The 25,204-nt window shown below is 37.9% G+C and carries 18 protein-coding genes and 1 tRNA gene; 3 read left to right on the forward strand and 16 right to left on the reverse strand.

The genetic code is table 11. The features are described from left to right. Nucleotides 1–12: 12 nt before the first annotated feature. The 9 genes from HCO57_RS06505 to HCO57_RS06545 all read right to left on the reverse strand — a co-directional run bounded on the left by HCO57_RS06505 (nucleotide 13) and on the right by HCO57_RS06545 (nucleotide 12,699). Nucleotides 13–846, reverse strand: a complete 834-nt coding sequence (locus HCO57_RS06505; protein ID WP_167988346.1) for a GIN domain-containing protein — start codon at nucleotides 844–846, stop codon at nucleotides 13–15. 137 nt (nucleotides 847–983) lie between these two features. Next, nucleotides 984–2,792 carry a cbb3-type cytochrome c oxidase subunit I gene (locus tag HCO57_RS06510; protein WP_167988347.1) on the reverse strand — a complete coding sequence of 603 codons (1,809 nt, stop codon included), beginning with the start codon at nucleotides 2,790–2,792 and terminating at the stop codon, nucleotides 984–986. A 40-nt stretch (nucleotides 2,793–2,832) separates the two neighbouring features. Beyond that, entirely contained in the window at nucleotides 2,833–3,900 is a 1,068-nt protein-coding gene (locus tag HCO57_RS06515; protein WP_167988348.1) for a cytochrome c oxidase subunit II, read from the reverse strand. 27 nt (nucleotides 3,901–3,927) lie between these two features. After that, entirely contained in the window at nucleotides 3,928–5,292 is a 1,365-nt protein-coding gene (locus HCO57_RS06520; protein WP_167988349.1) for a quinol:cytochrome C oxidoreductase, read from the reverse strand. 10 nt (nucleotides 5,293–5,302) lie between these two features. Next, on the reverse strand, nucleotides 5,303–5,872 hold the full coding sequence (locus HCO57_RS06525) for a c-type cytochrome (protein WP_167988350.1): 570 nt from the start codon (nucleotides 5,870–5,872) through the stop codon (nucleotides 5,303–5,305). Nucleotide 5,873: 1 nt separating this feature from the next. Next, nucleotides 5,874–6,401: a DUF3341 domain-containing protein gene (locus HCO57_RS06530; RefSeq protein ID WP_136949469.1), complete on the reverse strand. Its 528-nt coding sequence runs from the start codon at nucleotides 6,399–6,401 to the stop codon at nucleotides 5,874–5,876. Continuing rightward, nucleotides 6,401–8,149, reverse strand: a complete 1,749-nt coding sequence (nrfD, locus tag HCO57_RS06535) for an NrfD/PsrC family molybdoenzyme membrane anchor subunit (RefSeq protein WP_167988351.1) — start codon at nucleotides 8,147–8,149, stop codon at nucleotides 6,401–6,403. Before nrfD ends, HCO57_RS06530 begins: the two co-directional genes overlap by 1 nt. A 31-nt stretch (nucleotides 8,150–8,180) precedes the next feature. Beyond that, nucleotides 8,181–11,321: a TAT-variant-translocated molybdopterin oxidoreductase gene (locus HCO57_RS06540; RefSeq protein WP_167988352.1), complete on the reverse strand. Its 3,141-nt coding sequence runs from the start codon at nucleotides 11,319–11,321 to the stop codon at nucleotides 8,181–8,183. A 28-nt stretch (nucleotides 11,322–11,349) separates the two neighbouring features. After that, the gene (locus HCO57_RS06545; RefSeq protein ID WP_167988353.1) at nucleotides 11,350–12,699 is read right to left on the reverse strand and encodes a cytochrome c3 family protein; all 1,350 of its coding nucleotides are present in this window, start codon (nucleotides 12,697–12,699) and stop codon (nucleotides 11,350–11,352) included. Between the two features lie 217 nt (nucleotides 12,700–12,916). On the opposite strand from HCO57_RS06545, the gene HCO57_RS06550 reads away from it, so the two are divergent. Continuing rightward, nucleotides 12,917–13,297: an SPOR domain-containing protein gene (locus tag HCO57_RS06550; RefSeq protein ID WP_167988354.1), complete on the forward strand. Its 381-nt coding sequence runs from the start codon at nucleotides 12,917–12,919 to the stop codon at nucleotides 13,295–13,297. Between the two features lie 41 nt (nucleotides 13,298–13,338). Here the strand turns inward: HCO57_RS06550 and infB are convergent, their stop codons facing one another. The 4 genes from infB to HCO57_RS06570 form a co-directional block, all read right to left on the reverse strand. Continuing rightward, nucleotides 13,339–16,149: a translation initiation factor IF-2 gene (gene infB, locus HCO57_RS06555; protein WP_167988355.1), complete on the reverse strand. Its 2,811-nt coding sequence runs from the start codon at nucleotides 16,147–16,149 to the stop codon at nucleotides 13,339–13,341. Between the two features lie 43 nt (nucleotides 16,150–16,192). Continuing rightward, nucleotides 16,193–17,425 (reverse strand): transcription termination factor NusA, encoded by a 1,233-nt coding sequence (gene nusA, locus HCO57_RS06560; RefSeq protein WP_136949464.1) that lies wholly within the window; start codon nucleotides 17,423–17,425, stop codon nucleotides 16,193–16,195. Between the two features lie 12 nt (nucleotides 17,426–17,437). Continuing rightward, on the reverse strand, nucleotides 17,438–17,899 hold the full coding sequence (gene rimP, locus HCO57_RS06565) for a ribosome assembly cofactor RimP (RefSeq protein ID WP_167988678.1): 462 nt from the start codon (nucleotides 17,897–17,899) through the stop codon (nucleotides 17,438–17,440). 143 nt (nucleotides 17,900–18,042) lie between these two features. Continuing rightward, nucleotides 18,043–18,114, reverse strand: a tRNA-Gln gene (locus HCO57_RS06570). A gap of 169 nt (nucleotides 18,115–18,283) precedes the next feature. Here HCO57_RS06570 and HCO57_RS06575 point away from each other — a divergent pair. Further along, entirely contained in the window at nucleotides 18,284–21,628 is a 3,345-nt protein-coding gene (locus HCO57_RS06575; protein ID WP_167988356.1) for a DUF2723 domain-containing protein, read from the forward strand. Between the two features lie 119 nt (nucleotides 21,629–21,747). On the opposite strand, the gene HCO57_RS06580 is transcribed toward HCO57_RS06575, so the two are convergent. The 3 genes from HCO57_RS06580 to HCO57_RS06590 all read right to left on the reverse strand — a co-directional run bounded on the left by HCO57_RS06580 (nucleotide 21,748) and on the right by HCO57_RS06590 (nucleotide 24,133). Next, nucleotides 21,748–22,044, reverse strand: a complete 297-nt coding sequence (locus HCO57_RS06580) for a thioredoxin family protein (RefSeq protein WP_136949461.1) — start codon at nucleotides 22,042–22,044, stop codon at nucleotides 21,748–21,750. Nucleotides 22,045–22,133: 89 nt separating this feature from the next. Beyond that, nucleotides 22,134–23,360 (reverse strand): metallophosphoesterase, encoded by a 1,227-nt coding sequence (locus tag HCO57_RS06585; RefSeq protein ID WP_167988357.1) that lies wholly within the window; start codon nucleotides 23,358–23,360, stop codon nucleotides 22,134–22,136. 53 nt (nucleotides 23,361–23,413) lie between these two features. Next, the gene (locus HCO57_RS06590; protein WP_167988358.1) at nucleotides 23,414–24,133 is read right to left on the reverse strand and encodes a copper homeostasis protein CutC; all 720 of its coding nucleotides are present in this window, start codon (nucleotides 24,131–24,133) and stop codon (nucleotides 23,414–23,416) included. A gap of 37 nt (nucleotides 24,134–24,170) precedes the next feature. Between HCO57_RS06590 and HCO57_RS06595 the strand changes: the two genes are divergently transcribed. Continuing rightward, entirely contained in the window at nucleotides 24,171–25,163 is a 993-nt protein-coding gene (locus tag HCO57_RS06595; protein WP_167988359.1) for an isoaspartyl peptidase/L-asparaginase family protein, read from the forward strand. Nucleotides 25,164–25,204 lie beyond the last annotated feature (41 nt).

The following is a 25,204-nucleotide window of genomic DNA, read 5'->3' on the forward strand; positions in this document are numbered from 1 at the left end:
AACAAAGATACTTTAATTGTCTTTTTTGAGAAGTTGTGCCGTGTCCATAAAATTATTGAGACTTATTTCTGGATTAGCATACAAAAATGTTTTAGACTTACCACTCAAATCTAGATTTACTAAGGTATTGCAATGTATTCTACTAAACGCATCATCTTTAGCTACAAAGTCTAGATTAGCAATAGCCATCATCTCACCCTTATATTTACCATTACCTACAACCGTTAAGCTAACTTCTGAAGCACTACCATCTATGTCTAAATCTGAAGAATCTGCAACCGATACACTTGCCCCATCAGCATTAGTCACCAATTCCAAATCTGCTTTTCCTCTTAAAAATACATTTAAAGAGTCTACATCTGCATTTAGTTTTGCAAAACTATTTTCCTCCATAGTAGTATTCAATAGTATAGCAGAGGTATTTAATTCTAATTTAGAATTACCCAACAAATTGATGTACATGATATCTGTTTTTACCCTATCTACCACCTTTATGTTCCCAGACTTTTGACTAATGGATTTCAACGTTTTAAAACCGATTTCAATCTCCAATTTTTTACTTGATTTTATATCATAATAAGACGATATCACTAACGAACTGTCTTGCACTTCAAGTTCTATAATATCGACTAGATTATCATCTGCGGTAATTTTATACCCTTCGGAAAATGATTTCTTCAAAATGATTTCCAGGTCGTCTCTCAATTCAATTGTATTAAATGCTTCTAAATCGCCGGAAACCTCTGTTACCACTCTATTCCCTTTAATTTTTGGCTTCTTTTGTGCAAGAAGGCTATAACTTGTTAGTAGTAACAAACAGACCGAGTAGGCTTTTAAATTTTTCATACTATTCTATGGTTAATGTGTATAGTTCTATGCATATTACAAAATATAGCGCACAGTAACAATGAATCTAAAATTGTACCAAACAAAAAACCCGTCAAACTAATTGACGGGCTTTTTTATATCTAATATAACTAAGATCAATGGTGCATTTCCTCTTCATTTTCCTGTAAAGGAATTGTTTGTGGAACAAAATCCTGTCCAGGAATTATATATTCACCATTTTCGTACGTCTTACTATAATCATAAGCCCAACGATATACATGAGGAATCTCTCCTGGCCAGTTACCATGGATATGCTCTAAAGGAGTAGTCCATTCTAAAGTGTTAGATTTCCAAGGATTTTGAGAACCTTTTTTACCATAAAATATGCTACTAATAAAATTGTAAACAAAAATAAGTTGTGCAAGAGCTGCGATGATTGCAAACACCGTCATTAAGACCTGAACGTTTGTTAACTCATCAAACATAGGAAACGCAGTATTTTGATAATATCTTCTAGGAACCCCAGCCATACCAACAAAGTGCATTGGGAAGAACACCCCATAAGCACAGACCGCAGTAATCCAGAAGTGAGCATAGCCTAAGTTCTTATTCATCATTCTACCATGGAACATTTTTGGGAACCAGTGATAAACACCAGCAAATAATCCATAGAGTGCAGAAATACCCATTACCAGGTGAAAGTGTGCCACTACAAAGTAGGTATCATGAACATTAATATCTAATGTACTATCCCCTAGTATTATTCCTGTTAAACCACCTGTAATAAACGTAGAAACCAAACCTATTGAAAACAACATTCCTGGATTCATTTGCAAGTTACCTTTCCACAAGGTAGTTATATAGTTAAATGCCTTTACCGCAGAAGGAATGGCAATCAATAATGTTGTAAATGTAAACACAGAGCCTAAGAAAGGATTCATACCAGAGATAAACATATGGTGACCCCAAACAATAGTAGACAAAAAGGCTATTGCTAATATTGAAGCTACCATCGCTCTATAACCAAAAATTGGTTTTCTGGCATTTGTAGACATTACTTCTGAAGTAATACCCAATGCAGGCAACAATACAATGTATACTTCTGGGTGACCTAAGAACCAAAATAAATGCTCATACAGTACTGGTGACCCACCTTGATAATGCAATACCTCTCCCTGAATAAATATGTCTGACAAGAAGAAAGAAGTACCAAAACTTCTATCCATAATTAACAACAAGGCTGCTGATAATAATACAGGGAATGAAATAATACCTATGATTGCTGTTACAAAGAACGCCCAAATGGTTAAAGGTAATCTAGTCATAGACATACCCTTTGTTCTTAAGTTTATTACCGTTACCACATAATTAAGAGAACCTAGTAAAGATGAAGCTATAAAGATAGCCATAGAAACTAACCAAAGCGTCATTCCCATACCAGAACCAGGCTGTGCCATTGGCACCGCACTTAATGGAGGATAAATAGTCCAACCTGCTGCTGCAGGTCCTGCCTCAACAAATAAAGAGATAACCATGATTACTGAAGATAAAAAGAACAACCAGTAAGAAACCATGTTCAAAAATCCAGAGGCCATATCTCTTGCACCAATTTGCAATGGAATAAGAAGGTTACTAAAAGTACCACTTAAACCAGCCGTTAAAACAAAGAATACCATTATGGTACCATGAATAGTTACTAGTGCCAGATAAATGTCTGCATCCATAACTCCTTCCGGTGCCCATTTACCAAGAACCGCCTCAAAAACTGGAAACGATTCTCCAGGCCAAGCCAACTGCATTCTAAATAATAAGGACATTGCAATACCAATGAACCCCATTATAAGACCTGTGATAAGATATTGCTTAGCAATCATCTTATGGTCCATACTAAATATGTACTTTGTTATAAAGGTCTCCTTGTGATGGTGACCGTGATCATCGTGTCCGTGTCCTGTATCTGACATAATCGATAATTTTATTATAATTTTCTTTTTATAGCCTAATTTATTCTGCTGCAGGAGCCATAGACGCACCAAAGGTTTTCTGCTCTGCTAACCACTTGTTGTAATCTTCTTCACTCTCCACAATAATTTTCATCTGCATATTGTAATGAGATTTACCACATATTTTGTTACACAACAAAACATAGTCGAACTCCCAAGGGTCTGTATTTGGTTTACCTTCATCAGCCCACTCTGCTCTAAGCTTATTCGTTCTTTTAACTTTTTCTACCACATCTGGATTCTGTCTCATCTCTTCTGTTGTAATAGTAGGAGTAAAAGAAAACTTAGTAATCATACCAGGAACACAGTTCATTTGTGCTCTAAAGTGTGGCATATAAGCCGAATGCAATACATCTTGGGATCGCATATAAAAATTGACTTTTCTACCCACAGGCAAATGCAATTCTTTAACAATAATATCATCCTGCCCGTTTGGATCCGCTTCATCAATCCCTAAAACATTTGCTCTATCAATATCTATCAATCTAACACTAGCATCTCCAAGTACATTGTCATCACCAGCGTACCTAGCAGTCCAATTAAACTGCTGAGCATACAACTCTACAACCAAAGGATCATCCTCATCGTTAACATCCATAATTGTTGTCCACGAATACAGCCCCCAAATGATTAGTCCTGCCAACACAATAACTGGGATTATTGTCCAGATAAATTCTAATTTATCATTGTCCGCGAAAAACAATGCTTTTCTTCCTTTCTGTCCACGATACTTGTAACCAAAATAGTGTAATAAAGCCTGTGTTATGGTTTGAACGAAAAAGATTATAGCAAAAGAAACCCACATTAGCGTGTCATAATTACCACCATGCGCAGAAGCGGCTTCTGGTAATAACATCTTATAATATTTAGCAAAACTAAAAATAGTTATACCATAGATAAAGATTAAAAACGCGAATAACATGTATCCGTTATTTTTATTATCCTCATCAGTAGCTATCTGTCCGTTTAAACTATCTGCTCTTAGTTGAGACAATTCAAAGATTTTGGTCATCTGCCAAATGGCAATCGCCACCAAAACCAAAACTGTCAATATCAATAATGTTGTCATTTCTAAACTACTTTCGCTTTCTCAATATTAATAATGGAACTGTCTACTCTCTTCTATAAACGGGTTACGTTTAGGCATCAATTCTTCTTTAGTTAAAGCATTAAACACAATTAATATGAATAACCCAGCAAAGAAAAGAATACCACCTATTTCCGGAACACCAAAATGCCAATTCTCGCCAACGGTTGCCGGCATCACCATATTAAATACATCTAAATAGTGACCAAATAGAATTACAATTCCTACCATAACTACAAACCAGTTAACGCGCTTGTAATCACTATTCATCAATACTAATAATGGGAAGATAAAATTAAGGGCAAGCATACCAAAGAAAGGCAATTTGTAATGCTCAATCCTAGAAATATAATAAACAGCCTCTTCCGGAATGTTTGCATACCAAATCAACATAAATTGACTAAACCATAAATAAGTCCAGAAAATTGATATACCAAACATAAACTTGGCCAAATCATGTATGTGACTATTGTTTACCTGCTCTAATAAGCCTTTAGATTTAAGATAAATAGTTATTAAAGCAATTGTTGTAATTCCCGACACAAACATACTAGCAAAAACATACCAACCAAACAATGTACTAAACCAATGCGGATCAAAACTCATTATCCAATCCCAAGACATCATAGATTCGGTGACCAAATAAAAGACCAAGAAACCTGCTGATAATCTGAAATTTTTCACAAAATTGCTGTTATCATCTGCATCATCCTGTGCCAAAGAAAGCTTCTTTGAATAAAAACGATACGCAATCCAACCTGCAAGAAATATTGCAGCCCTTATTAAAAAGAAAGTAGGATTTAAATAACCGCTTTTACCTTGTATCAAAGCATCGTGCGCAACCACTTCAGGATCTGCCCAAGTAAATAAGTGATTAACATGCATAACCGACAATGCCAGAATTACAAAGACAATGATACCTCCTGGCGCTAAATACGCAGTTATCCCTTCCATGACTCTAAACAATATAGGTGACCAGCCTGCTTGAGCTGCTCTTTGTATTGCATAAAAAGCCAACACTCCTAAAGAAATCATAAAAAAGAAGAATGCTGCCACATATAAAGCTGACCAAGGTCTATTTTGCAATTGATGAAAAACATGCTCATCATGAGCTGCTCCATGGTCTTCACCATGCGCTTCTGTTTTAGCATGTGCATTAACAGCATCGTGATCGTTACCGTGTGTATCATTAGTATGCTCCGCTGCTGAACCATGTGCATTTCCATGACCATCGCCATGGGCCGAAGCTACCATTTCTTTTGCCTCGTCTACCGTACTAGGGGCAGAAACAAAGCCAATGCCTAAACAAAGTGCTCCAACTACCATTAGGATGATAGAACCTATTTTTAACTTATTTGAAAACGTGTATCTCATGCTAGTTTCCTTATTTAGATAAGTCTCCCTTTAATTTTATTACGTACTCTGCTACTTGCCAAAGTTCTTTTTCACTACTCATTTGAGAAGCATAAGAACCCATGGAATTAAGACCATAGTACATGGTGTGATACGTACTACCTACGGTAATATTTCTAGCAGCATCTGCATAAGAAGGCACACCCAAAATTTTCTCTCTTTTAACTAAGGTACCCTGACCATCACCTTTAACCCCGTGGCAAATGGCGCAATATATAGCATACAATTCCGCACCTTTAACCATATTATCTTCATATTGCAAAGAATCTAATGGACTCGCTTGTAAGCGAGCTAACTCTTTACCTTCTAGAGTATTATCAAATTGATATGGCAACCACTCTCTATTTACCGTGTTCTCTGGCGGTGTTAAGGCCTCTGTACCATCTTTAAACAAACCATTGTCCACCCCCTCATACGTTTCATAACCAACCGATTCATACATATTAGGCATGTATTGGTAGTTGGGGCTATTCTTATCAAAACAAGAAGAGGCACTAATTACAAGACCTAGTCCTAAAATAATTTTTACTAACTGCTTCATGTTATGCGTCCTTTTCTTTCACAGATACCTCTATTGCACCCGTATCTAATAACAACTCCTTTAACTCGTCCTCGTTACCATGTATACCAATTTCCATTAAGAAATGATCATCGGTAGTTCTCTTGTCTGGATTCTCAGCCTCTTTAAATGGCCACATTCTGCTTCTTAAATAGAAAGTAATTACCATTAAGTGCGCAGCAAAAAATACAGTCAACTCAAACATAATTGGCACAAAAGCCGGCATATTGTCTAAGAAACTAAAACTAGGTTTACCACCAATATCTTGTGGCCAATCTTCTATCATTATAAAATTCATCATAGTGATAGCAACCGTTAAACCTAAACACCCATATAAAAAAGCTGTAATAGCTAATCTAGTATCGGATAAACCCATTGCTTTGTCTAATCCGTGCACTGGAAAAGGAGTATATATTTCCTCTATATGATGATGCTCTGCACGTACCTTTTTTACGGCATTCATTAGAATGTCATCATCCGTGTAGACTGCATGTATAACTTTAGATGCCATTATTGCTTTTTATCGTTTAACAATTTTGCTTGTCCAGCCCAATCGTCTCTAAGCGCTCTGCCCGGAAAACTTCCTGTGATACTGTCTAGCAACTCATATTCTCTTTCTGTCATTCTTGCCACTTGAACAAAAGTATAGATACCTATTTCATTCAAAGAACGCTCCATCTCTGGACCTACACCTTTAATTTTCTTTAAATCATCCGCTGTTTCCGTAGTTGGGTCAAAAGTACCTATCGTGCTTAACAGCTCATTTACTCCTACTTTATCCCCTACCGCAGGCACTACTTCTCCCATAAGAACATCATCAGTAATCAGCTCTTCTGCAATGACAGTTCCTCTTGTAGGCATTTCGTATGCTGGCTTACCTTCTTCTCTTAATCTTTTATAACGCTCACCAGAAGCTTTTAAAATAGATTTCACCTCTGCCTGTGCGATTACTGGAAATGTTCTAGAATACAACAAGAACAATACAAAGAAGAAACCTATTGTCCCTATGAAAATACCTATATCAACAAAGGAAGGAGAGAACATAGTCCAAGAAGATGGCAAGTAATCCCTATGTAATGAAGTTACGATAATCACAAAACGCTCGAACCACATCCCTATATTTACCACAATTGAAATAAAGAAAGAGAACATGATACTTGTACGCAGTTTTTTAGACCACATAAATTGCGGAGAAAAAACATTACAAGTCATCATACACCAGTATGCCCAAGCGTAAGGTCCTGTTGCTCTGTTTAAGAAAGCATACTGCTCATATTCTACACCAGAATACCAAGCAATGAAGAGCTCTGTAATATATGCACAACCCACAATGGAGCCAGTAATCATGATAACTATATTCATCAACTCTATATGCTGAACTGTAATATAAGCTTCTAGATTACAAACTTTACGCATAATGATTAGAAGTGTATTTACCATTGCAAATCCAGAAAAGATAGCACCAGCCACAAAGTAAGGCGGAAATATAGTAGTGTGCCACCCAGGTATTACTGACGTTGCAAAGTCAAAAGATACAATAGTGTGCACGGAAAGTACAAGAGGCGTTGCCAAACCAGCAAGCACCAATGACACCTCTTCAAAACGTTGCCAATCTTTTGCTCTACCAGTCCACCCAAAACTTAACAAACCATAAATCTTTTTCTGGAAAGGTTTCACAGCTCTATCCCTAATCATGGCGAAATCTGGCAATAATCCCGTCCACCAGAATACTAACGAAACTGATAAATAGGTAGAAATTGCGAATACATCCCATAATAAAGGAGAATTAAAATTCACCCACAATGAACCAAATTGATTTGGAATAGGGAGTACCCAGTAAGCCAACCAAGGCCTACCCATGTGTATAATTGGAAAAAGACCAGCCTGCACCACCGAGAAGATTGTCATCGCCTCTGCAGAACGGTTAATCGCCATCCTCCATTTTTGTCTAAATAATAAAAGTACTGCAGAAATTAAGGTTCCTGCGTGACCAATACCTACCCACCATACAAAATTAGTGATATCCCAAGCCCAGTTAACGGTCCTGTTTAATCCCCAAACCCCAATACCGGTAGATACCGTATATAAAATACATCCAAGACCCCACAAAAAAGCCACTAATGCAATGGAAAAAACAATCCACCATTGTTTGTTGGCCTTACCTTCTACTGGCTTGGCGATATCCACGGACACATCGTGGTAAGTCTTATCCCCAAGTACCAAGGGTCTTCTAATAGGTGCTTCGTAATGCGACGCCATATTAACTACTTCTTAGTTTTATATTCTTTGGTTATGCTTCGTTGGTATTTCTAACTTTCACATGATAGAATACATTAGGTTTAGTACCTACATGTTCTAACAAATGATACGCTCTTTTATCTTTTTCCAACGATGCGATTAAGCTTCCTTCTTCGTTTACATCACCGAACTTTATAGCGCCACTACTACATGCAGCAGAGCAAGCTACAGCATCATTAAACTCTCCTTTGGCTACCGGCCTACCTTCTTTCTTCGCATTCAAAATAACCGCTTGGGTTTGCTGAATACAGAAAGAACATTTTTCCATTACACCTCTAGAACGAACAACAACATCTGGGTTTAATACCATTTTACCCAAATCGTTATTCATGTGGAAATTAAACTCATCATTATTATTGTACAAGAACCAGTTAAATCTACGCACTTTATAAGGACAGTTATTTGCACAATATCTTGTACCCACACAACGGTTGTATGCCATATGGTTTTGCCCCTGTCTACCATGAGAAGTTGCAGCAACTGGACAAACAGTTTCACAAGGAGCGTGATTACAATGTTGACACATTACTGGCTGGAATGCTACTTGAGGATTTGCTGAAGGATCTTCCATCTGCCCAAATCCACCTAGAGAACCATTGTCTCCGAATAAACCATCCATGCCATCTTTCTTCTCATTATCGCCTTCAAAGGTTTCTTCAGAAGAATAGTATCTATCAATACGCAACCAATGCATATCTCTAGATAAACGCATCTCTTTTTTACCCACCACAGGAACATTGTTTTCCGCATGGCAAGCAATCACACATGCACCACAACCCGTACATGCATTTAAGTCTATAGATAACTTAAAGTGATGGCCCACAGAACGATCAAAACTTTCCCAAAGGTCAACTTCTGGAGAAGTTACCAATGTTTCTTGATGATCTAAAGAAACGTGCGGAATAGGATTCCATTCACTAGCTTCTTTTGTATTGAATTCATTTAAGGTAGTTTCTTTTATAATATCTCCCCTACCCATTAATGTATTGTGCAACTGAATACAAGCAAACTCATGCGTACCTGCAGCTTTAGCAATACTGGCCGATTGCACATTTGAGAAACCTTTATACAACGGATACACATTAACACCCGTCATCATTTCCTCTTGCATACCAGCTTTTCTACCATAACCAAAGGAAAGTCCTATAGTCCCCCTTGCTTGTCCTGGCTGAATTAAAACTGGCACGTTGCTAACAGTAACACCATCAACAGTTATATTGGCATAACTACCATCTAAACCGCCGTTGGCCACATTATAGTTTTCAAACCCTAATTCAGCAGCATCAGCTTTAGAAACGGTAACATAGTTATCCCAACTAACCCTAGAAATTGGATCCGGAAATTCTTGCAACCATGGATTGTTTGCCATTTTACCATCACCCATACCCGTCTTAGGATAAAGTATCAACTCCATCCCTTCTGCCTTACTAGCAGCTAAAGCACGCAAGGCAGCAGAAATATTAGCCTTTTCAGAGGTTTGCTCAACCTCGGCATCATCAGACATATCTACTACAGAAGCATCACTCTGAGTTCCAACTACCGTCACCGGCATTTCAAAAACACCATCTTGCAATGCAGCATTGAAACTTGCCCCACCTAAAATTGATGATGACCAATTCGTTTTAATATAATCGTAAAAGCTATCTTCCCTGCCCATCCATTTTAAAAGACTTGCTTGTAATTGACGCGTATCAAACAACTCTCTTATAACCGGCTGAGTCAAGCTGTAAAAACCTTTCTTAAGCTGCACGTCACCCCAAGACTCCAAATAATGAGAAGCAGCGGCAACATGTGTTACAGCCTGTGCGGTTTCATCATTATTCAAAGCAAAAGCAACAGAAACATCCACTTTTGCTAAACCATCTAAGAAATCTTGAGCATTAGGCAAAGAGTAAGCAGGATTTACGCCGTCTATCAACAACATACCTACCTTACCAGCTTTCATATCCGCTATCAGCTTATTTACTTTTGACACATTTCCCTGACGCACATATCTAGGCGCAGCAGCATCAAAAGCTTTACTAGCCAACAACTTATTAATTGCAAGCGTAATTAATTGAGCATTAACATCATTTAATCCGCAAACAACTACCGTATTTTGCTTTCCTTTTTTATTTATTTCTGAGGCGATAGAAGCAACAATTCCATCTACATTAGAATTCCCGCCACTGACATTGTTACCACTTAACTTTCCATACAATTTAGCCAAAGCCACTTTCACATCCGAAGGCTTTAAAGCTATTCGCTTATCAGCATTAGCCCCTGATAAAGTCATATTAGACTCTAACTGAACATGCCTAGACATTTTTCCATTCTTAGGAACTCTACCCTTAGCATAACCAGCGTCATAACCACCACCTTGCCAATCCCCTAAGAAATCAGCAGCAAATGATACAATCAAATCTGCTTTTTCGAAATCGTAATCAGCCAAAGCACGCTCCCCGTACATTTTATCAAATGCAACAAGCGCAGCCTCCTCAGTTATAGCATCATAAACAACATGGTTTACACCACCAAACTGCTCAGAAAATTCCGCAATTAATTTTTCTGTAGAAGGACTAGCATATGTTTGCGACAATAACGCCACTTGCTTACCCGAACCCTTTAAAGAATTCAATTTGGCTTTAACTGTAGCATCTAAAACTTCCCAAGAAATAGCATCACCATTTGCCAGCGGACCTTGAACTCGCTTACTGTCATAAAGATTTAAAACTGAAGCATTAACCCTAGCATTAGCACTCCCTAAAACAGAAGCCTTATCATGATTTGCTATTTTAATTGGACGACCTTCTCTAGTTTTAACTAAAACACTTGCAAAATCAAAACCATCAGCAATTGTTGTTGCATAGTAACTAGGAACTCCAGGTACAATATTTTCTGGCAATACCACATAAGGAACAGATTTATTAACCGGACCCTCGCAAGCAGCCATAGTGGCAGCCGCAGTACTAAAACCAACATACTTTAAAAAGTCTCTCCTTGTAGTACTAGACTCTTCCAGAGTTTCCTTATCCCCAAGAAAATCAACCACGGGAATAGGTTGCGCAAACTCATTTTGCTTTAGCGTCTCAACAATGGAATTGTTCGGATCTAATTCCGCCTCACTTTTCCAATATTTCTTGTTTGATGCCATATTTATATTTCGAAATAACTTCTTATGATTAATAGTGGCACTTACCACACTCAAGACCACCCATTTGAGCAGCCGTTAACTTCTCAACTCCATACTTCTTAGACAACTCTTCGTGTATTTTAGCATAATAGCCGTTATCCTTCAACTGAACTTCAGTTTCTCTGTGACAGTTAATACACCAACCCATAGTTAGTGGTGAATACTGATACATAATCTCCATTTCCTCTACAGGACCGTGACATGTCTGACACTCAATTTTCCCAACCTCTACGTGTTGCGAGTGATTAAAATAAGCGAAGTCTGGCAAATTGTGAATCCTCACCCATTCTACCGGCTGACTCTCACCTGTATATTTCTGATTCTCCTCATCCCAACCTACAGCTTTATACAATTTCTTTATCTCACCAGTATAAAACTCGTTAGTATAACCATTAGCAATATCTTCCGCAGAAGGTCCTTCAGGATTACCCTTATACTCGTATATAGATTTATGACAGTTCATACAAACATTAAGCGAAGGGATACCAGAGTGCTTAGAAACTCTTGCAGAAGAGTGACAATATTTACACTCAATTTTATTATCACCGGCGTGTATCTTATGCGAGTAGTGAATTGGCTGTACTGGCGCATACCCTTGATCAACACCCACCTGAGACATATATGCATATGCAAAATAAGCTGCACTTAACAACAACACAACAACCGTTACCAAAACCAAAAATTGATTTTTAGCAAAAGCCTTCCATAAAGGCATACGCTTTTCTACCGCTTCAGAAGCCAATACCACACCATTTGCCTCCGCTATTCTGCGCAATGTTTTATTCACCAAGAACAACATCACCACCAACAGACCAAACACCAATGCAAGCGCCCCGAGTATCACCTCATTAGAAACCCCACCAGAAGCAGCAGGAGCAGCAACAGCATCACCACTTGCCGCAGGTACATCAGCCTTTTTGGGAGGCGCCGCAGTATATGCTAAAATATTATCAATATCCTCATTAGATAACGTTGGGAAAGCCGTCATCGCAGCTTTATTATACTCGTTGTATACTTTATTAGCATACGCATCACCAGAAGCAATCATCCCTGGACTATTTTTAATCCATGAATACAACCACTCCTTATCGAGCCCCTCTTCCTCTGCCAATCTTGTCTCTACATTACCTAACGCAGGTCCCGTCATTTTACGGTCCAATGCGTGACATGCCGCACAATTCTGATTAAACAATTGCTTACCTTTCACTGGATCCCCACCAAGATTGCCTTCTGCAGGCGCATCTTGTGCCGACAACGACACCGATACAAACTGAGTCAACAGTAGTAAACCTAAACTAAAAACCTTTGAAAATTGAATGCGGTTGAACACCTTTTTCATATTAACCTTATTGCTGTCAATTATTTGGCACGATGTTTTCATTTGACGATCAAATCTTTACGTCTACCGTGTTCCAAATTGCTGACAAAAATACGACACAGGCAGGTTTTTTTAAATGTTAAGGTATTTATAATAACTAATTTATAATAATTCTAAATAAATGAAAGCCACGATGTTTAACCAGATTCATTTACTTTTGCCTTCTAAGTTTTTAATGATGAGCAAGAAACACATTTATTTCTCTGTATTAGTAGCCCTTTTTGGCATCACCTCTTCTTTTTCACAAACGCAAATAGGAACCATAAACATTGAACAAGATCCAAAAATCAACAAATTAATTGACGCCTATAAAGAAGCCAATAGTAATAGTGGCTACTATCAAATACAAGTAGGTTTTGGCAATAGAAATGCCGCTTTTGCACTAAAGCAAGAAGTTGATGCCGACTTCCCAGACTGGTATACCAAAATTGAATTTCAAGAGCCCACTTACCGAGTTAGGGTAGGTAAGTATAGAGACAAATTAGAAGCAGAAAGAAAATTCTTAGAAGTACGCAAAAAATATCCCAATGCAATGCTTTTAAAAATAGAAAAGGATTAAGCTAAGCTTAATCCTTTTTTTTATCACTGTTGTAAACTTAATTACAATTTCTTTTTAACTGCCACTTCTTGGAAGGCTTCTAAGACATCATCAATTCTAACATCATTATAATTCTTCACCTGAAGACCACAGTCATATCCTTTTGAAACTTCTTTGACATCGTCTTTAAATCGCTTAAGACTAGACAGCTCACCCGTATACACCACAACTCCATCTCGTATTAATCGGATTTGAGAGTTTCTAAAGATTTTACCGCTAGTTACCATACAACCTGCAATTGTACCCACTTTGGAAATTTTGAACGTTTCTCTAATCTCTGCTGTACCCGTAACCTCTTCTTTCATTACAGGAGATAACATCCCCTCCATTGCATCTTTAAGGTCATTAATAGCATCATAAATAATAGAATAGGTTCTAATATCTATCTCTTCTTTATCTGCCACCATTCTAACATTACCCATTGGCCTAACGTTAAAGCCAATAATAATAGCGTCAGAAGCACTCGCTAATAAAACATCAGACTCTGTTATAGCCCCAACACCTTTGTGAATGATATTTACCTGAATCTCATCTGTAGACAGTTTTTGGAAGGAATCCGTTAATGCCTCAACAGAACCATCCACATCACCCTTAAGAATTATATTCAACTCTTTAAAGTCTCCTAGCGCTATACGTCTACCAATTTCATCTAGAGTGATATGACGTTGCGTACGAACCGATTGTTCTCGCTGCAATTGCGAACGTTTGGCTGCTATTTGCTTAGCTTCTCTTTCATCCTCAAGAACATTAAACTTGTCACCAGCCTGTGGCGCTCCATCTAAACCTAAGATTGAAATTGGAGTTGCCGGTCCTGCTTTTTTAATGTTTTTACCGCGCTCATCTTGCATTGCTTTAATCTTACCGCTACAAGTACCCGCTAGCACATAGTCCCCAATAGAAAGCGTTCCGTTTTGAACCAAAATCGTAGAAACGTACCCCCTACCTTTATCTAAGAAAGCTTCTACTACCGTACCACCTGCTAACCTATCTGGGTTTGCTTTTAATTCTAGCAGTTCCGCTTCTAATAAAACTTTTTCTAAAAGCTCTTTAACACCTTGACCCGTTTTGGCAGAAATATCATGAGATTGGATTTTACCACCCCAATCTTCTACCAACAAGTTCATTTGCGCAAGACCTTCTTTTATTTTATCAGGATTCGCTGTAGGCTTATCCACTTTATTTATTGCAAAAACTATAGGCACACCTGCTGCTTGCGCATGGCTTATTGCCTCTTTAGTTTGCGGCATGATACTATCATCCGCAGCAATAACAATTATAGCAATATCCGTAACCTGAGCTCCACGAGCACGCATCGCAGTAAACGCTTCGTGACCTGGAGTATCTAGGAAAGTTATTTTTTGACCACTCTCTAAAGTAACTCCATACGCCCCAATGTGCTGAGTAATACCTCCACTTTCTCCGGCAATTACGTTCTCTTCACGAATATAATCTAACAAAGAAGTTTTACCATGATCTACGTGACCCATTACCGTTACAATAGGAGCTCTAGGCTGTAAATCTTCTTCCGCATCTTGCACCTCTTCAATAGCCTCTTCTATCTCCGCCGTTACAAATTCTACCTCATATCCAAACTCATCCGCAACAATACTTAAGGTTTCTGCATCCAAACGCTGATTCATGGTCACCATCATCCCAAGGGACATACACGCAGAAATTATTTCCATAGGAGAAACCTCCATCATGGTGGCTACTTCATTAACAGTAACGAATTCCGTTACCTTTAATACTTTGCTTTCTTTTTCTTGCTGTTGTAAATCTTTCTCTGTTTGCTGACGGTGCTGATCCCTTTTCTCCCTACGATATTTAGCACCTTTACCTTTAGAAGATTTACCCTGAAGCTTTTCTAAGGTTTCCCTTACTTGCTTTTGGATTTCTTCCTCTGTAGGCTCCACTTTAGGAGCATTGTTGTTACGCTGCCCACCTTTACGGTTATTATTCCTACCTCGGTTATTATTGTTGTTACCACCAGGACCACCGCCTGGTTTATTACTTACAATACGCTTACGCTTTCTGCGATTGTTATTGTTATCTTTTTTATCGTCTTTCTTATCGTCCTTTTTCTTCTTAGGTTTTTCAAACTTACTTAAGTCGATTTTAGCACCCGTAAGCTTAGGACCAGAAAGTTTCTGATATTTTGTCTTAATGGTATCTGAACCTGGAGTAGGAGCTTCCTCTGTTTTAGCCGCTTCTACCTTTGGCTCCTCTTTTTTTGGCTCGGGCTTAACCTCTGGTTTTGGGGCTTCTTTTTCAGCTACTGGTTTTTGCTGTTTAGGCAGCTCTTCTTTTCTAGGTTGCTCTGGAGTTTTAACTTCAACTTTTGGCTGCTCCACATCCTTTTTAGGTTCCGTTTTAACCACTTCTTCCTGCTTTGGCTGCTCCACCTCTTTTGTAGGCTCTTCTTTAGGCTCCACAGGTGTGCCAGGCTTTTTATCCAAATCTATTTTACCAACAGTTTTTGGACCCGAAAGCTCAACACGCCCCTTAATAACCTCGCGTTGGGACTGTCTTTTTTCTCTTGCAATTCTGCGCTCTTCCTGTTCGCGCTCAATTTGCAATCTAAGCTCCTCTTTTTCCTTTTGCTTTTCTTCAGCAACTTCTTTAGAAGCCACCTTCTTGCTCTTATCGGTCTGGAACTCATCCAACAGCACTTGATACACCTCACTAGATATCTTGGTCGTTGGTCTCGCCTCTATATCATGCCCTTTAGATGAAAGGTAATCAACGGCCCTATCCAATGAAATGTTCAATTCCCTTAGAACTTTATTTAATCGTATTGTTGGGTTTCCTGCCATAAAAATCTTTATACTCCCTTAAAATTAGCTGCTAATATATACTTTAATCTTCAAACTCAGCCCTTAGTATACGCACCACTTCTGCAACAGTCTCTTCTTCTAAATCTGTACGCTTTACTAAATCGCCAACTTCTTGCTCCAATACACTCCTCGCTGTATCTAGACCAATTTTCTTGAATTCTTCTATAATCCAAGTATCAATTTCATCAGAGAACTCTGTCAATTCTACATCTTCTTCTACTCCTTCACGGAAAACATCTATCTCATAACCTGTAAGTTGACCCGCCAACCTAATGTTATGACCTCCCCTACCAATTGCCTTAGAAACTTCTTCTGGCTTTAGGTAAACTTGAGCTGTTTTCTTTTCTTCATTTAACTTAACAGAAGAAACTCTTGCTGGACTTAAAGCTCTTGTTACTAAAAGTTGAGTATTATTTGTCCAATTGATTACATCAATATTCTCATTACCTAACTCTCTTACAATGCCATGGATTCTAGAACCCTTCATCCCCACACAAGCTCCCACTGGGTCAATCCTATCATCATAGGAATCAACTGCTACCTTAGCTTTTTCCCCAGGAATGCGTACCGCTTTTTTAATTGTGATTAAACCATCAAAAACCTCTGGTATCTCTTGAAAGAATAATTGCTCTAAAAACTTAGGTGCTGTTCTAGACATTATAATAGCTGGTTTATTACCCTTAAGCTCTACACTATCTATAACACCACGTACGTTATCTCCTTTTCTAAAGAAATCTGAAGGTATTTGTTTGTCTTTAGGCAAAATAATCTCATTACCTTCATCATCTAACAAAATGATTGCTTTGTGACGAATATGGTGCACTTCTGCCGTATAAATCTCACCTTCTAAATCTTTAAACTGCTTATAGATGGTGGTATTATCATGCTCATGAATTTTTGAAATTAGATTTTGACGCAATGCCAAAATAGCCCTTCTACCCAAATCCATCAACTTCACTTCCTCAGAAACATCTTCCCCCACTTCAAAATCTGGCTCGATTTTTCTTGCCTCTGTCAAGGAGATTTCTTCATTAGGATCCTCTACCTCATCGTCTTCTACAACCACACGATTTCTCCAAATCTCCAAGTCACCCTTATCCGGGTTAATAATGATATCAAAATTATCATCAGAACCGAATTTTTTCTTTAAGGCATTACGGAATACATCTTCCAAAATTGCCATAAGGGTCACCCTATCTATAAACTTATCATCCTTAAATTCACTAAAGGATTCAATAAGCGCCATGTTTTCCATTGCGGTCTACAATTAAAATTTTAAAACAACTTTTGCTTCGTCTATTTCAGAAATTGAAAACTGTTCTTCTTTCTGAACGGTATGCTTTCCTTTACCCACCGGTTTAGGCTCTCTAGCCTTCCAAGCTAAGGTTATGGTATCCGAGTCTGCTGCTATCAGCTTTCCCTCTATTCTATAATCGCCTTGTCTAATCTCTAAACTACGACCAATATTCTTAGTATACTGCCTTGGCAACGTTAAGGGTGCAGTTGCGCCAGCAGAAGTAACTTCTAAAGAAAAATCTTCTTCTTCCCTGTCCAAATTATGCTCAATAGCACGACTAACATCCATGCAATCTTTAAGGTTTACCCCATCATCACCATCCAAAACCACCTTAATGTGTTTATCTGCACCAACAGTAAAAGATAATAAGAAAAGGTCCTTTCTTTGCTCCAAAGCACTATCTAACAACCCTTTAACTTTTTCCTTAAACATAATCTTACAAGTAAAAGAAGAGGGGACAATTAGTCCCCTCATGAATTTTTTATCCTTTCAGCCCTGCAAATATACGATTATTCCACAGTAATCAAAAAGAGGCGTAAAAACAAAATCCCAACTCAAAGGTCGGGATTTTCTTGTTGGCCTACTAGGACTCGAACCTAGAATGACTGAACCAAAATCAGTAGTGTTGCCAATTACACCATAGGCCAGTACCATTTTGAGCGTGCAAATTTAATACAAACTTTTAGGATAGCAAACATTTTTTTTAAATATTAATTTTAATTCTTGCTGAAATAGCCTGTTAAAGCTTTTAGAAAAATACAGTTAGATGTTTTATTAATTTGGTAAATTCGCCCCAATTGGTAAAGAACACACCACATGTTTGCAAAAAATTTTGACAAGTGGAACACCATTTTTGGGTGGACCGCATTTTCTATTGCCTTAATAACCTATGTTTTAACTGTAGAACCCACGGGTAGTTTTTGGGATGCTGGAGAATACATAACCACCTCTGCTAAATTACAAGTTGGCCACCCGCCAGGAGCTCCTTTATTACAAATGATTGGAGCTTTCTTCTCTATGTTTGCTTTTGGAGACAATTCTAAAATTGCTTTAATGGTAAATTTAGTTTCTGTGGTATCTAGTGCCTTTGCTGTATTATTTACCTTCTGGATTATTACCAATATGGCTCGTAAAATGAGCAGCCAAAAGACCGTAATTAGCAATAATAAAGCAATTGCAATTTTTGGTAGCGGATTTGTAGGCGCCTTGGCTTTTACTTTTTCTGATAGTTTTTGGTTTAATGCTGTAGAAACTGAGGTGTATGCTATGGCTAGTTTAATAATGGCATTGTTGTTATGGCTAGGGCTTAAATGGACAGACCGCTTAGATGACCCACGTGGCAACAAATGGTTATTGCTAATATGTTTTGTAGTTGGCCTAGTTTTTGGAATACAGTTTATGGGCTTTTTAGCCATACCCTCCATAGGCCTACTTTATTATTTTAAAAAGTACAAAGACACCACCATTAAGAACTTTTTACTTGCGAATATTGCTGTGGTTGCCATTTTAATGTTGGTTTATAAATTTAGTTTAACCTACGTTTTAAAACTTTTTGGCTGGAGCGAAATTTTCTTTGTAAATCAGGTAGGACTACCATTTAATTCTGGCACCATAATAATGGGACTCATTTTTATAGCGGTATTCTATTTTGGACTTTCTTATACCCGTAAAAACAATTATTACACAGGCAATTTAATTGTTCTTTGTTTTATGTTTTTGATTTTAGGATTTTCTTCTTGGCTAATGCTTCCTATCCGTGCCAATGCCAAAACAGTAGTAAATGAGAACAATCCAGAAGATGCACGTTCCTTACTAGCATACTATAACAGAGAGCAATATCCAAGTCCAGAAAGCCCTTTTTATGGTTCTTATTATTCTAATGCTTATGCCGCAGCAGGGGAAGAATTAGACGACCAACCTAAATATGAAAAGGACGAAAAGTCTGGTAAATACATTATTGTAAACCACTACAAGGATGCAATTCCTGGTCCAAATAAAAAGCATATAGGATTCTTACCGCGTTTATGGAGCGAGCAAAATGCAGAAAACTATATGCGCTATTTTGGCAGGTTAGATTTTAAAATAAAGCCAGAATACATTGCAGACATTCAACTTAGAGATGCCGTAAAACAATTTAAACAATTAGATGCGGAAGGAGAAATAGATACCGAGCAATACATTAAGTTTCTAAATAGTTTTGCAGATTACATAGACGTACAACCACCTACTCTAGGACAAAACCTAACGTATCTTTTGGAATTTCAGTGGAGCTACATGTACATGCGCTATTTTATGTGGAATTTTGTCGGTAGACAAAATGATGTGCAAGGCAGGTATGACGACAATGGACAGTGGCTTAGTGGAATTAGCTTTATAGATAGTATCCGTTTAGGAAGCCAAGACAATTTACCTTCTGAGGTATTGGATAATAAGGCTAGGAACACCTATTTCTTTTTACCTCTATTGTTAGGAATTATAGGTATGGTTTTCCAAATCAGCAGAGACCCTAAAAGTTTCTGGGCACTGTTTGTATTCTTTTTATTTACAGGATTGGCTATTCAGTTTTATACAAATCCATATATTTTTCAACCTAGAGAGCGCGATTATTCCTTAGTAGGCTCATTCTTTGTTTTTTGCATTTGGATAGGTTTTGGTGTTTATGGCTTGTATGATGAATTAAAAAAATTACTACAACCTAAGATTACAGCTCCACTAGTTAGCCTGCTATGTTTAGCAGCTGTACCATTACTTATGGCCTATCAAAACTGGGATGATCATGATCGTAGTGGAAGGTACACTGCCAGATCTAGTGCAAAGGCGTACTTAGACTCATGCCAAGAAGATGCTGGGGCAATTTTATTTACTATCGGGGATAATGATACCTTTCCATTGTGGTATGCGCAAGAAATTGAGGAGTACCGTACGGATGTCCGTATAGTAAACACTAGCTTATTTGCTACAGATTGGTACATTGACCAAATGAAGCGTAAAGCTTATGAAAGCGACCCTATTCCTTCTCAACTAACGCATGACAAATATAGTTTTGGCAATAGAGAGGCAATTTATTATCAAGGGATTACAGAAAATCGTTGGAGCATTAAAGATTTTATGAATTGGGTGGGCAGTGACAAACCCCAAACTAAATTTAGATATCTTTTAGAAAAAGAAGGTAGAGATTTAACAGGTTTCTCAGAAAGCAACTTAGATATTGTTTATTATCCTACAAATAAAATTAGAGTACCTGTAAACAAAAAGAACGTTATAGAAAGCGGCCTTGTTAAAGAAAAAGACTCTGCCCTAATAGTTGATTATATAGATATAGACCTTCCTAAGAGTGCATTGCCTAAAAACCGCATTCTTATGTTAGATATTATTGCAAACAACGATTGGAAACGCCCAATATACTTTTCTGGCGGAAGCTTTGATTCTTCTGAATATATTTGGATGAAAGAATATCTACAGTTAGACGGCTTAGTGTACAAATTGGTTCCTATTAAAACAGAAAATCCAAATTCTTTTGAATTAGGGCGAATAGATACTGATTTGATGTACAACATTGTTAAAAAGTGGGATTGGGGCAATTCTGGCAGCTCGGATATTTATCATGATCCACAGACTAGATCTCAAGGACTTTCTTTTAGAAGTAATCTTGCCAAGCTAACCGAACAACTCATAGCTGAAAACAAGATAGACCGTGCCAGAGAGGTTATAGACATTACCATGACCAACATGCCCGTAGAATATTTTGGCTTTTACGCATTTGTAGAACCCTTCATGGATGGGTATTATAAAGTTGGAGAGCAACAAAAGGCTAGAGCTACTTTTGAAAAATTGAAAAAGATTTATCAGGAACGTTTGGAATATCTAGCAAACATTCCTCAAGACCAGCAATACGAGAAAATTGAAGATATCTTAAATAATCTGGAAAGCTATCAACGAATTGTTTTCATTACACAAGACAACAATGATACTGAGTTTGCAGAAAAAGAGTCGTTGATTTTAAGGGAATATATTGGACTGTTTGATAATTTTATAGATGACAGCGAGCCACAGATGCCATCAAGCACTACCTTAGACACCCCAATGGACTCTATGCCGCTAGACACCATACCTGTAGACACAACGCTTTTATTAGAAGATGGCACCACTGTAGCAAATTAATGCTGCAGTGGAGTCATTACTCTAATTATATTATGTAAGCTTAAAAAGGGCATAAGAAAAACCGATAGCTTTGCCTAGCTACCATAAAAAGCGAAAAAACTTTTAAAACCTTTGGAAAATTAGATATACTCGTTAAGAATTCCTATTAGAGTGTTTGCATCTTGCTCACCACTTTGGCGCCAGACCATTTCCCCTTTTTTGTATATCATTAATGTAGGCAACCCCTTTATACGAAGTGCCTGTGAAAGCTCTTTATTCTTTTCAACATCTATCTTAATCACTTTACCTTTATCACCCAAGGCGGCAGCAACATCCTTCAACACTGGATGCATAGAAGTAGACTGCTCATTCCAATCGGCATAAAAATCCAATAGAACCGGTACATTTAAATCTATAAGTTCACCAAATTTGGACATGGAAAATGATTTTGTTGTAATCAAAAGTAAGAAAAATTGTTAAAGTAATACATTAAGTACATCTCCCTGAGCCTTGAACACCGTTAAATTCAAGTTAAACCTTTCTTCTTTAAACGAATAACTGTAATCTCTGGCCATATACCTACCCTTCCCGGGTAACCAAGAAAACCAAAACCTCTATTCACATTTATAAACTGCCCCATTTCTACGTAAATACCAGCCCAATGCTTATACCGCCACTTTACAGGACTCCATTTAAACCAACCTGGAATTTCTATTCCAAATTGCATTCCATGGGTATGCCCACTTAATGTTAAATGATAATGGTGCTTATCATGGATTACCTGCTGCTCCCAATGAGAGGGGTCATGACTCATCAATATTTTAAAATCTTTCTCTTGAACACCCGCTACAGCCTTCTGCAAGTCACCCATTTTTATAAAACCACCAGCGCCCCAATTTTCCACACCAATTAGCGCAATACGCTGGCCGCCTTTTTCTAAATAATTGGCTTCATTGAGTAAGAGATTAAAGCCCATTTCTTTTTGCAACCCTTTTAAATCCTCTAAATTCTTTGCCTTAGCTGCCTTACTCTCCCATTCCACATAATCACCATAATCGTGGTTCCCTAAAACCGAAAATTTCCCGTCTTTTGCCTCTAAACTTCCAAACAAATCTTTCCAAGGAAGCATTTCTGTTGCCATGTTATTTACCATATCTCCAGTAAAAAGAATAACATCGCTTTGTTGCTTATTTATTAAATCTATGCCGTATTTAATTTTATCATAATTATCAAAACTACCGCTATGTATATCCGAAATTTGAGTGATTTGATAATTATGAAATGCTTCTGGCAAATCATCGAACTCCAAATCATAAGAAAGTACCTTGTAATTATATTTACCCTTATACATTCCATACAACAAGGCCCCAAATGGTAAGGCAGCCAAACCAAGTCCTAATAGACTTAAAAATCTTCTCCTTTCTGGTATGGTAAATGCTTTATTCGCGTTAAACCACTTATTATAAGTACCTACTAATAATCTAAATACATCTTCCCCAAACAAAAAAATGATGGTAATTAATTGAAAAGATAGCATAGCTAAAAGAAAACCGAATGCATAACTCTTAGGCCTACTTAGCACCCTTCCAGAATCTGCTATTGAAAATTGATAGATAAAATTACCTAACACCAAAAGGGATACTACTATAAATGTGTAATGCACCCAAGGCTGTCTAGCGGCAGTGCGGATACCCTGCAATGCATAGAACCCCATTACCAAATAAAGTATAGAAAATATAATCCAGCGTGTCATAGCTTTTTTAACAAATATATTGGTTAATATAGGCTAGCTCTATCATTTATGTATTATTTAACGGCCTTTATCACCGATTGTATGGCACCCCTTTGCGTTACCGACACCTGACTTTCTACTAAATGTTTGAGGGAATTCATGCTAATTTTACCCCTTATATCTAATTGTTGTTCAAAGCTTGTTCCTGATAAATGTATAGCAGCCAAGTTTGCAGCTTTAAAACGTGTGGCATTTGCTGCTGTAATACCCCCGCCCGCCATAATTTGGACATTAGATTGTTGCTGCCACTCTTGCAAGACTGGTATGCCTTTTTCTGCGCTAACTTGTTGACCAGAGGTCAACACCGCATAAACCCCCAAATCCTCTAAAACCTTTAAAGCTTTTTGGGGATTTGGAACCCAATCAAACGCTCTATGAAAAACTAAAGATTTGGCACCACATATTTTTTTTATTTGCTTCATCCTAGTAACGTCAATTGCACCATCTGCCGACAACACTCCTATCACAATTGCATCTGCACCGTATTCCAAACATATCTCTACATCCGCCAGCAACACCTTAAACTCATCTTTACTATAAGTAAAATGACCACTTCTTGGACGAACAAGTACATGCACTGGTATTTGGAGTGATTTCTTTACCAATTTTAATAAGCCAAAAGATGGTGTAATACCTCCTACCCCTAATTCCGAACACAACTCTATCCTATCTGCTCCTGCATTCATCGCTCTCTGAGCGGAGGTAAGCGAATTTGCACAGACTTCTACTAGCATATTTCTATCTTTAGAAAGCTAAATTTAATCAACCACCATGAAACGAAGAAAATTCTTAAAAAATTCCAGTCTAACCACTGCAGGAGCACTTTCTGCACCATTACTAGCCTCTTGCAACAATACAGAAACAAAAAAAGAAACATCCAGCACCGTATCAAATCCAGTAAAACCAATCGTGATATGTACTTGGAATTTCAAAAATGCCACGGCTAAAGCCTGGGAAGTTTTACAAACAGACGCTTCTGCATTAGACGCTGTTGAACTAGGGGTCATGGTAGAAGAAGCAGACCCCACTAATGAAACCGTAGGCAAAGGCGGAAGACCAGATCGCGATGGAAATGTAACCTTAGACGCCTGCATTATGGACAAAGACAGTAATTGCGGAGCCGTAGTATACTTACAAAATATTGCTCATCCTATTAGTGTTGCTCGCAAGGTGATGGAAGAAACGCCCCATATTATTTTAGCAGGAAAAGGAGCTGAACAATTCGCTTATGAAAAAGGGTTTAAAAAAGAAGACCTACTCACCGAAAGCACGCGAAAACAGTACGAAGAATGGAAGAAAAATTCTAAGTACGAAACCATAATTAACATAGAAAACCATGACACCATTGGCATGCTCGCCATTGATAAGAAGGGCGACATTGCCGGCGCATGCACCACTAGTGGAATGGCCTATAAAGTGGCCGGAAGAGTTGGGGATAGTCCAATTATCGGTGCTGGTTTATTTGTAGACAATGAAGTGGGCGGAGCCACAGCCACTGGTGTGGGCGAAGAAGTGATACGAACTGTTGGCAGTTTTTTAATTGTAGAACTCATGAGGCAAGGTAAAAGTCCGCAAGAAGCCTGCGAAGAAGGCGTAAAACGAATTATGGCTAAAAACAAGGACCGTAAAGATTTCCAAATCGGTTTCTTGGCTATCAATAAAAATGGAGAAACAGGTGGGTATTGTGTACATCCAGGATTCACGTACCGCAAGTACGATGCAAGCGGTCATGACAACATACAGGTCAGTAGTTTTTACCGTTAACAAACTTTAAAGCTTTAATTACAAAGCTTAACACCAACCAT

Source organism: Croceivirga sp. JEA036 (genome assembly GCF_011882165.1).
GTDB lineage: Bacteria > Bacteroidota > Bacteroidia > Flavobacteriales > Flavobacteriaceae > Croceivirga.